The organism is Halorubrum sp. SD683 (assembly GCF_002135045.1).
Taxonomy (GTDB): domain Archaea; phylum Halobacteriota; class Halobacteria; order Halobacteriales; family Haloferacaceae; genus Halorubrum; species Halorubrum ezzemoulense.
This window is the reverse complement of the sequence record NZ_NEWJ01000085.1, coordinates 1-9,998: the sequence shown is the minus strand read 5'-3', so window position 1 is coordinate 9,998 and position 9,998 is coordinate 1. Positions and strand designations below refer to the sequence as shown.

General features: G+C 68.0%; 10 protein-coding genes and 1 pseudogene. 10 read left to right on the top strand and 1 reads right to left on the bottom strand.

The window, feature by feature from the left end; translation table 11 throughout:
• Window positions 1-14: 14 nt before the first annotated feature.
• Window positions 15-230, bottom strand: a pseudogene (locus B9G49_RS14440) (AAA family ATPase); the annotation flags it as partial.
• A gap of 167 nt (window positions 231-397) precedes the next feature.
• Between B9G49_RS14440 and ahaH the strand changes: the two are divergent.
• The 10 genes from ahaH to B9G49_RS14390 all read left to right on the top strand — a co-directional run bounded on the left by ahaH (window position 398) and on the right by B9G49_RS14390 (window position 9,948).
• Window positions 398-754: an ATP synthase archaeal subunit H gene (ahaH, locus tag B9G49_RS14435; protein ID WP_049931783.1), complete on the top strand. Its 357-nt coding sequence runs from the start codon at window positions 398-400 to the stop codon at window positions 752-754.
• A 4-nt stretch (window positions 755-758) separates the two neighbouring features.
• Window positions 759-2,972, top strand: a complete 2,214-nt coding sequence (locus tag B9G49_RS14430; protein ID WP_086216836.1) for a V-type ATP synthase subunit I — start codon at window positions 759-761, stop codon at window positions 2,970-2,972.
• A gap of 202 nt (window positions 2,973-3,174) precedes the next feature.
• Entirely contained in the window at window positions 3,175-3,426 is a 252-nt protein-coding gene (locus B9G49_RS14425; RefSeq protein ID WP_049931785.1) for an ATP synthase subunit K, read from the top strand.
• Window positions 3,427-3,447: 21 nt separating this feature from the next.
• The gene (locus tag B9G49_RS14420; protein ID WP_086216835.1) at window positions 3,448-4,026 is read left to right on the top strand and encodes a V-type ATP synthase subunit E; all 579 of its coding nucleotides are present in this window, start codon (window positions 3,448-3,450) and stop codon (window positions 4,024-4,026) included.
• Window positions 4,023-5,069, top strand: coding sequence for a V-type ATP synthase subunit C (locus B9G49_RS14415; RefSeq protein WP_049931788.1), 1,047 nt, complete (start codon window positions 4,023-4,025; stop codon window positions 5,067-5,069). Before B9G49_RS14420 ends, B9G49_RS14415 begins: the two co-directional genes overlap by 4 nt.
• Complete coding sequence (locus tag B9G49_RS14410) at window positions 5,066-5,395, top strand: V-type ATP synthase subunit F (RefSeq protein ID WP_006629423.1); 330 nt, start codon at window positions 5,066-5,068, stop codon at window positions 5,393-5,395. The genes B9G49_RS14415 and B9G49_RS14410 overlap by 4 nt, the downstream gene beginning before the upstream one ends.
• A gap of 1 nt (window position 5,396) precedes the next feature.
• Entirely contained in the window at window positions 5,397-7,160 is a 1,764-nt protein-coding gene (locus tag B9G49_RS14405; protein ID WP_049931790.1) for an ATP synthase subunit A, read from the top strand.
• A gap of 2 nt (window positions 7,161-7,162) precedes the next feature.
• Window positions 7,163-8,587: a V-type ATP synthase subunit B gene (locus B9G49_RS14400; RefSeq protein WP_049931791.1), complete on the top strand. Its 1,425-nt coding sequence runs from the start codon at window positions 7,163-7,165 to the stop codon at window positions 8,585-8,587.
• Window positions 8,588-8,740: 153 nt separating this feature from the next.
• Window positions 8,741-9,442 carry a V-type ATP synthase subunit D gene (locus B9G49_RS14395; RefSeq protein WP_049931793.1) on the top strand — a complete coding sequence of 234 codons (702 nt, stop codon included), beginning with the start codon at window positions 8,741-8,743 and terminating at the stop codon, window positions 9,440-9,442.
• 116 nt (window positions 9,443-9,558) lie between these two features.
• Entirely contained in the window at window positions 9,559-9,948 is a 390-nt protein-coding gene (locus B9G49_RS14390) for a DUF6276 family protein (protein ID WP_049931795.1), read from the top strand.
• The last annotated feature ends 50 nt before the right edge of the window (window positions 9,949-9,998 follow it).

Sequence of the window (9,998 nt, the reverse complement as noted above, 5' to 3'; positions counted from 1 at the left end):
ATTCACGATGTACTCGCCGCCGCCGGGTCCGCGTCGCCGGCGAGTACATCGTGAATCGTGATCTCGCCGGGCGTCACCCCGACAGCGTCCGCGAGGTTCGCCATGCCGAGGTCGGCGTCGATCGCGACGACGTCGGCGCCCGAGTCCGCCAGCACCGTCGCCAGCGCGGCGGTCGTGGTGGTCTTCCCGACGCCACCCTTCGCCGACGCGACCGCATACACCGTTGCCATACGGTGACGGTCCGGCGACTGCTACTTAAATGTAGGCGGCGGCGCGCGACTGCGGCCGACGCGTTCGGCTCGAAGTACCGCCGAATCGCCTCAGAATCCGGTCGCACCCCCGCGGGCTTTCGCAAACACCTTATACGTCGCTTCTAGAGTTTCAGGCGATTAGTAGCATGGCGAGACCAGAGGTGCTCGAATCCATCAAGCAGGCCGAACGGGAGGCGGACGAGATCGTCGCGGAAGCGGAGTCCGACGCCGAAGAGCGCCTCGCCGAGGCTCGAGAGCGCGCGGACGAGATCCGCGCCGAGGCCGAGGAGGAGGCGGAGTCCGAGGCCCAAGAGCGGCTCGACACGGCCCGAGCGGAGATCGAGGAGCGGCGCGAGGAGATCCTCGAGTCGGGGCGTGCCGACCGCGACGAGCTCGAACGCGAGGCCCGCGACCGCGTGGAATCGGCCGTCGACTACGCCGTCGAGCGGTTCGAGGCGGCGGTTCACGAGCAGGCCGAGGAGGCGGTGGATGCTCAGGCCTGAGCAGATGAGCCGGGTGTCGGTGACGGGCTCGAAGCGCGTCATCGACGACGTCATCGAGGCGGCGTACGCCCACCACTCCCTGCACGTCACCGACTACGACGACCGGTACGAGGGGTTCGACCCCGGAACGTCGCTCGACGGGGCCGAGACCGTCAACGAGCGGCTCGTGACGGTTCGGTCGCTGGAGAGCATCCTCGACGTCGACGAGGACGACGCCGAGGTCGCGCGGTCGCTTGACGACGACGAGCTCGAAGCCGAGCTCGACCGCGTCCGCGACCGCGTCAACGAGCTCAACGACCGGCGCGACGAGCTACAGGGCGCGATCCGCGACCGACAGGAGGAGATCGACCGGATGGAGCCGTTCGCGGAGCTCGGGATCGACCTGGACTACCTGCGCGGCTACGACTCGGTCGAGGTCGTCGTCGGCGAGGCGAAACCCGCCGCCGTCGAGGCGGCGCTCGGGGACGCCGAGACGGTCGACGCCTTCGACGTGTTCGTCGGCGGCGACGTGCTCGCCATCGTCGCGAGGCCGACCGACGGCGACGCGGAGGGCGTCGTTCAGGACGCGCTCGTCGGCGTCGACATCGCGCTGCTCGACGTGCCGGACGCCGACGCGAGCCCGGAGGAGTACGTCGCGGAGCTGGAGGCCGAGCAGGCCGACCTCCGCGACGAGCTCGACGGCGTCAAAGCCGAGCTCGACTCGGTGAAGGAGGAGGCCGCGGGCTTCCTGCTGCGCGCCGAGGAGAAGCTCACGATCGAGGCCGAAAAGAAGGAGGCGCCGCTCTCGTTCGCGACCACCGAGAACGCGTTCGTCGCGGAGGGGTGGGTGCCGACCGAGTCGTACCCCGACTTCGAGGCGGCGGTCGTCGACGCGGTCGGCGACCACGTCGAGGTCGAGGAGCTCGAACGCGCCTCGTTCACCCCCGACGGCGACCACCACTCCGAGCCGGTCGACAGGAGTGGCGGCACCGAGTCGCCGTCGGCCGACGACGGCAGCGCGTCCGCCGAAACGGAAGCGGCGGTCGCTACCGACGGCGGCCACGCGGCGCACGGCACCGACGACCCGCCGGTCGTCCAGGATAACGGGAGCGCGGCCGGCCCCTTCGAACTGCTCGTCCAGGCGTTCGGGCGGCCGAAGTACTCCGAGTTCGACCCGACGCTGCTCGTGTTCCTCACGTTCCCGGCGATGTTCGGGTTCATGATCGGCGACGTGGGGTACGGCGTCCTGTACGCCGCCATCGGGTTCTTCATGTACTCCCGGTTCGACGGCGCGTTCCGCGAACTCGGCTCCGTCGCGATGTGGGCGGGCGGCTTCACGATACTATTCGGGATCTACTTCGGCATCGACCTGTTCGGCTACCACGCCTACCAGCTGCTGCCGGGCGATGTCCACTGGCCCGTCGCCGGGAAGGGGCTCTCGCCGGCCGACCTCGACTGGGGGCTCTCGTTCCTCGTCGTCAGCGTGGTGTTCGGTATCGTTCACCTCAACATCGGCCACGTGCTCTCGTTCGTGAGCACGCTCCAGCAGCACGACGTGAAGCACGCGCTCTATGAGGCCGGCTCGTGGCTCCTGATCCTCAACGGCGCGTGGATCTGGATCTTCAGCCAGCACGTCCCCGGCCCGAAGCCCGACTTCCTGTTCGAGTCGGTGTCGCTCCTCACGTTCGGCACGGTCTCGTTCAGCGGCTTCCCGGTCGTTGTCGGTATCGCCGGCGCCGTCGCCGCGGGTCTTGGGCTCGTCCTGCTCGGGATCGGCGAGCCGCCGGAGCTCGCGGAGTTCCTCTCGCCCATCGTCAACGTCATCTCGTACGCCCGGATCATGGCCGTCCTGCTCGCGAAGGGCGGGATGGCGCTCGCGGTCAACCTGCTCGCGTTCGGTGCGTACATCGACAAGGGGGGCGAGGGGAGCTTCCACTTCATCTTCTCCGCGGAGCACCTCCATCACGTCCAGGAGACGCCGAGCGAGGAGCTGGTCTTCGCGGGGATCACCACCGCGTTTGACCCCGCCTCGATCGGTCTCGTGGGCATCGTCGCCCTCGTGGGCGGCATCGTCGTGGCGCTCGTCGGCCACCTCGTCGTCCTGCTGCTCGGCGTCACGTCTGCCGGCATCCAGGCGGTCCGCCTCGAGTACGTGGAGTTCTTCGGGAACTTCTACGAGGGCGGCGGGCGGGCGTACCTCCCGTTCGGCCGCGACCGGAAGTACACCCGCGACGACTGACGGTCGACCCGACCGTCCGTCGTCCGCCGGTCTCGCCGCTTCGCAGCCGGTTGAAACGCGACGGTTCCGTCGGGTTTCGACGCGATAGCGTCCGCTCTCGCCTCCGTTCTTCCGTCTTCTGTCCGGTCGTTTTGGGAAGCTTTATGACTCCTCTGGGGGCAAATAGCAACTGTTCGGAGACGAGCAACCGCAACTACTACCAATGCTTGAAGCTACCAACGAACTCGGGAACCTCGTACTGTCGACTGGTGGAACGCTGACTGACCCCAACGCCGCGGCGGCGCTGGCCGTCGGGCTCGCGGCGCTGGGCGCGGGCTACGCGGAGCGCGGTATCGGGTCGGCCGCCGTCGGGGCGATGGCCGAGGACGACGACCTCTTCGTCAACGGGCTCATCCTGACCGTCCTTCCCGAGACGATCGTCATCCTCGCACTCGTCGTCGTCTTCATCGTCTAAGCGGTACTTCCTTCCACACCAATGAGTTTGGAAACCGTCGTTGAGGACGTCGAAGATGAGGCCCGCGCGCGTGCGGAGGAGATCCGCGAACAGGCCGAGGCGGAGGCCGACGAGATCGTCGCCGAGGCGGAGGCCGACGCGGAGCGCATCCGCGAGGAGCGGCTCGCCGAGGTCGAAGACCAGATCGACCAGGAGCGCGAACAGACGCTCTCCTCGGCGAAGCTCGAGGCCAAACAGGAGCGGCTCGGCGCTCGACGTGACGTCTTGGAGGACGTCCACGACGACGTCGAAGCGGCCATCTCCGCCCTCGACGGCGACGATCGCCGCGAGCTCACCGAGGCCTTACTCGACGCGAGCCTCGCGGAGTTCGACGACGACGAGGCCGTCGCCGTCTACACCCGCGCCGAGGACGTCGACCTGCTCGAAGACCTCGTCGCGGACCGCAACGCCGAGGTCGACGGCGAGGTCGACTGCCTCGGCGGCGTCGTCGCGGAGAGCGACACCTCCCGCGTTCGCGTGAACAACACGTTCGACTCGGTCCTGGAGGCAGTCTGGGACGACGAGTTGAAGAACATCTCGGAGCGGCTGTTCGACCAATGAGCGCCGCCGGCAGCCCGAACCCCGAGTACGTCGTCGCGCGGGTTCGTGCCCGCCGCGGCAGCCTCTACGGGGACGAGGAGTACCGCAAGCTCACCCGGATGGGCCCGGCCGAGATCGCCCGGTTCATGGAGGAGTCGAGCTACGGCGAGGAGATCAACGCGCTCGGCAGCCGCCACGGCGGCGTGGACCTGATCGAGTACGCGCTGAACCGGAACCTCGCCGAGCAGTTCGACGCCATCCTCGACTGGAGCGAGGGGTCGCTGTACGACCTGATCGCCCGGTACCTCCGGAAGTTCGACGCCTGGAACGTGAAGACGGTCATCCGCGGCGTCTACACCGACGCGGAGCAGTCGGCCGTCGAGGTCGACCTGATCCGCGCCGGCGAGTTCGACGACCGCCGGATCCGTCGCCTGCTTGAGGCGGACTCGATCGACGGCGTGATCGAGGTCCTCGAAGACACGATCTACGGGGAGCCGCTGCGGGAGGCGTACGCCGAGTTCGAGGAGACGGACGTGCTGGTGCCCTTAGAGAACGCGGTCGACCGCGCGTTCTACGAGCGGCTCCTCTCCGGGCTCGGCGGCGACGAGCCGACCCGGCAGTACGAGTCGTTCCTGGTGGCGGAGGTCGACTTCCGGAACGCGACGAACGCGCTCCGGCTCGCCCGCTCGGGCGCCGACATCGACCCCGCCGCGTACTTCATCGAGGGGGGCGACCTGTTCACCCGCTCGTCGCTCGCGCGGCTGGCGCAGAACCTCGACGAACTGGTCGAGTACATCGGCGACAGCCAGTACGGCGAGGAGCTCGGGCCCGCGCTGCGCGAGCTCGAGGAGGCGGACAGCCTCATCGCGTTCGAACACGCGATCGACGGCGCGCTGCTGGCGTACGGCGACCGGCTCGGCACGATCCACCCGGTGTCGGTCACCCCGGTCATCTCGTACATCCTCGCGAAGGAGCGCGAGACGGAGAACATCCGGGCGATCGCCCGCGGCAAGGAGGCCGGCCTCTCGGCCGACGAGATCGAATCGGAGCTGGTGATAACATGAGCCAGGAGATAGCGGTCGTCGGCAGCCCGGAGTTCACGACCGGATTCCGCCTCGCCGGCGTTCGGGCGTTCGAGAACGTGCCGGACGACGAGAAGGACGAGAAGCTCGACGACGCCGTCGAGCGGACGCTCGACGACGAGGGCGTCGGCATCATCGTGATGCACGACGACGACCTCGACCACCTCTCGCGGGGGACCCGCGAGGCGGTCGAGGGCAGCATCGAACCGGTCCTCGTGACGCTCGGCGGCTCCGGCGCCGGGAGCGGCGGGCTGCGCGACCAGATCAAACGCGCCATCGGCATCGACCTGATGGAGGAAGACGACTAATATGAGCAAAGCAGACACAACCGACGCCGTCGAAGACAGCGGCGTCATCCAGAGCGTGAGCGGTCCGGTCGTGACCGCCCGCGATCTCAACGCCCGCATGAACGACGTCGTCTACGTCGGCGACGAAGGGCTCATGGGGGAAGTGATCGAGATCGAGGGCGACCTCACGACGGTTCAGGTGTACGAGGAGACCTCCGGCGTCGGCCCCGGCGAACCCGTCGAGAACACGGGCGAGCCGCTGTCGGTCGACCTCGGCCCGGGGATGCTGGACGCCATCTACGACGGCGTTCAGCGCCCCCTGGACGTGCTGGAGGGCAAGATGGGCAGTCCGTACCTCGACCGCGGGGTCGACGCGCCCGGCATCGACCTCGAGGAGGAGTGGGAGTTCGAGCCCGAGGTCGAGGCGGGCGACGTCGTCGAGCCCGGCGACATCGTCGGCGTCGTCGAGGAGACGGTCACCATCGACCACAAGGTCATGGTGCCGCCGGACTACGAGGGCGGCGAGGTCGTCGCCGCCGAGTCCGGATCCTTCGACGTCACCGAGACGGTCGTCGAGCTCGACAACGGCGAGGAGGTCTCGATGCACCAGGAGTGGCCGGTGCGCGAGGCGCGCCCCGCCAACGACAAGAAGACGCCCCGGACGCCGCTGGTGTCCGGCCAGCGCATCCTCGACGGACTCTTCCCCATCGCGAAGGGCGGGACGGCCGCGATCCCCGGCCCGTTCGGCTCCGGGAAGACGGTCACGCAGCACCAGCTCGCGAAGTACGCCGACGCGGACATCATCGTCTACGTCGGCTGCGGCGAGCGCGGCAACGAGATGACCGAGGTCATCGAGGACTTCCCCGAGCTCGAGGACCCGGCCAACGGCAACCCGCTGATGGCCCGCACCTCGCTCATCGCGAACACCTCGAACATGCCGGTCGCGGCGCGTGAGTCCTGTATCTACACCGGGATCACGATCGCCGAGTACTACCGCGACATGGGGTACGACGTGGCGCTGATGGCCGACTCCACCTCGCGGTGGGCGGAAGCGATGCGCGAGATCTCCTCCCGGCTGGAGGAGATGCCCGGCGAGGAGGGGTACCCCGCGTACCTCGCCGCCCGGCTCGCGCAGTTCTACGAGCGCGCCGGCTACTTCGAGAACATCAACGGGACGGAGGGCTCCGTCTCGGCGATCGGCGCGGTGTCGCCGCCCGGCGGCGACTTCTCCGAGCCGGTCACCCAGAACACGCTGCGGATCGTGAAGACGTTCTGGGCGCTCGACGCGGACTTGGCGGAGCGGCGCCACTTCCCGTCGATCAACTGGAACGAGTCCTACTCGCTGTACAAAGACCAGCTCGACCCTTGGTTCGAGGACGAGGTCGCCGACGACTGGGCGGAGCGCCGCCAGTGGGCGGTCGACGTGCTCGACGAAGAGACGGAGCTCCAGGAGATCGTCCAGCTCGTCGGGAAGGACGCCCTGCCCGACGACCAGCAGCTGACGCTGGAGGTCGCGCGCTACCTGCGCGAGGCGTACCTCCAGCAGAACGCGTTCCACCCGGTCGACACGTTCTGTCCGCCGGAGAAGACGTACCTGATGCTGACGACGATCCAGACGTTCAACGACGAGGCGTTCGACGCGCTCGACGCCGGCGTCCCGGTCGAGGAGATCATCGACATCGAGTCGGCCCCGCGGATTAACCGTATCGGCGTCCAAGAGGACTACGAGGAGTACGTCGAGGATCTCAAGTCGGAGATCACCGAGGAGCTCCGGAGCCTCTACTGATCATGAAAGAGTATCAAACCATCACCGAGATCAGCGGCCCCCTCGTGTACGCCGAGGTCGACGAGGCGATCGGCTACGACGAGATCGTCGAGATCGAGACGGCACAGGGCGAGACGCTGCGCGGACAGGTGCTCGAATCCTCGGAGGACGTGGTCGCGATCCAGGTCTTCGAGGGGACGAGCGGTATCGACAGAGACGCGTCCGTCCGCTTCCTTGGCGAGACGATGAAGATGCCCGTCACCGAGGACCTCCTCGGGCGGGTGCTCGACGGCTCCGGCCGCCCGATCGACGACGGCCCGGAGATCGTCCCCGAGGAGCGACAGGACATCGTCGGCGCGGCGATCAACCCGTACTCCCGGGAGTACCCCGAGGAGTTCATCGAGACGGGCGTCTCCGCCATCGACGGGATGAACACGCTCGTCCGCGGGCAGAAGCTCCCGATCTTCTCCAGCTCCGGCCAGCCGCACAGCGAACTGGCGATGCAGATCGCCCGGCAGGCTAGCGTGCCGGAGGAGGAGGAAGGCGGCGACGACGAGGAGGGCTCCGAGTTCGCCGTCATCTTCGGCGCGATGGGGATCACCCAGGAGGAGGCGAACGAGTTCATGGAGGACTTCGAGCGCACCGGTGCGCTGGAGCGCTCCGTCGTCTTCATGAACCTCGCGGACGACCCCGCCGTTGAGCGGACGGTCACCCCGCGCATGGTGCTCACCACGGCCGAGTACCTCGCCTTCGAGAAGGACTACCACGTCCTCGTCATCCTGACGGACATGACCAACTACTGCGAGGCGCTCCGCGAGATCGGGGCGGCCCGCGAGGAGGTGCCCGGCCGCCGCGGGTACCCTGGGTACATGTACACCGACCTGGCGCAGCTGTACGAGCGCGCGGGCCGGATCAAGGGCCGCGAGGGCTCGGTCACGCAGATCCCGATCCTCACGATGCCGGGCGACGACGACACTCACCCGATCCCGGACCTGACCGGGTACATCACGGAGGGGCAGATCTACGTCGACCCCGACCTCAACAGCCAGGGCCTCCAGCCGCCGATCAACGTCCTCCCCAGCCTGTCGCGGCTGATGGACGACGGGATCGGCGAGGGGCTCACCCGCGCCGACCACGCCGACGTGAAAGACCAGATGTTCGCGGCGTACGCGGAAGGTGAGGACCTCCGCGACCTCGTGAACATCGTCGGTCGCGAGGCGCTGTCGGAGCTCGACAACAAGTACCTCGACTTCGCGGACGCGTTCGAGTCCGAGTTCATCGACCAGGGCTTCGAGACGAACCGCGACATCGACGAGACGCTCTCGATCGGCTGGGACCTCCTCTCGATGCTGCCGAAGGACGCCCTCAACCGGATCGACGAGGAGTTCATCGAGGAGCACTACCGCGAGGACGACTCCGAGCGCAAGGTCGTCGAAGCGGCCGACTGATCCGCCTCGACTCACCTTTTACCCGCGGTCGATACCCCTCGCCAGCGACCGCGCCGCGGTGACCGCGCTCGGGGGCCGATCCGCGGCGGCTGCCCGGCCGATCCGGCGCGTCTGAAAAGAATTAACCGCCTCGGAGCGGAACCTACCCCCAAGATGGCCAAGGACGTCAAACCGACGCGCAAGAACCTGATGGCGATCGAGGACCGCATCGAGCTCTCCGAGCGCGGTCACGACACGCTCGAACAGAAGCGCGACGGGCTCATCATGGAGTTCATGGACATCCTCGACCAGGCGCAGGACGTCCGGTCGGAGGTCTCCGAGAACTACGAGACGGCCCAGCGGAAGATCGACATGGCCCGGGCGATGGAGGGCGACGTGGCGGTCCGCGGCGCGGCCGCGGCGCTGAAAGAGCACCCGGAGATCACGACCCAGTCGAAGAACATCATGGGCGTCGTGGTCCCGCAGATCGAGTCCTCGAAGGTACAGAAGAGCCTCGACGAGCGCGGGTACGGCCTGCTCGGCTCCTCGGCGCGGATCGACGAGGCGGCCGACGCCTACGAGGAGCTGCTCGAGTCGATCATCCTCGCCGCCGAGGTGGAGACGGCGATGAAGAAGATGCTCACGGAGATCGAGACCACGAAGCGCCGCGTGAACGCCCTAGAGTTCACCCTGCTCCCGAGCCTCTACGAGAATCAGGAGTACATCGAGCAGAAGCTCGAAGAGCAGGAGCGCGAGGAGATATTCCGCATGAAGAAGATCAAAGCGAAGAAGGAGGAAGAGGAGGCTGCCGAGGAGGCCGAGGCGGCCGCGGAGGCCGCGGCCGCGGAGACCGAGGAACCCGAGCCCGCCGACTGACCGTCCACCGCGCGTCGGCCGTTCTTTCTGTTGATCGCTCTGTCCGTTTTCCCTCGCCGCTCTCGCCGCACCGAAGACGGCCGCGTTTAAGTCTTGAGCGCCGCCTATCTCCGGTCGTGCCCTGTCCTCACTGCGACGCCGACGCCGTCGGGTTCGCCGTGCCGCCCTCGATCCGCGAGTACGCGCCGGCCGACGCGGTCGCGATCTGTACTCGGTGCCTGCGGGTCGTCCCGGCCGCGGAGGCGGGGGTCGCGGGCGACGCGCCCGTCGACCCGGACCTGTCGGTTATCGATCCTGCCTTCCCCTCCGGCGAGGCGGGCGTCGCGCTGGCGCTCTGCTGTGGCAAGCTGGAGTCGTTCGCGCTCAACCGTGCGGCGATCGAGGCGCTGATCGGCCACGCCGAGCGCGCCGGCGCCGATGCGTTCGCGTTCTTCGACCGGCTCGACGCACCTGACGCCGCGTTCGACCTTGACCGTCGGCGAACGGCGCTCCGCGACGCGATTTAGTACTGGTACGATTGATCGCTTCTGTCGAACGGTGACGCCGACCGTAACTA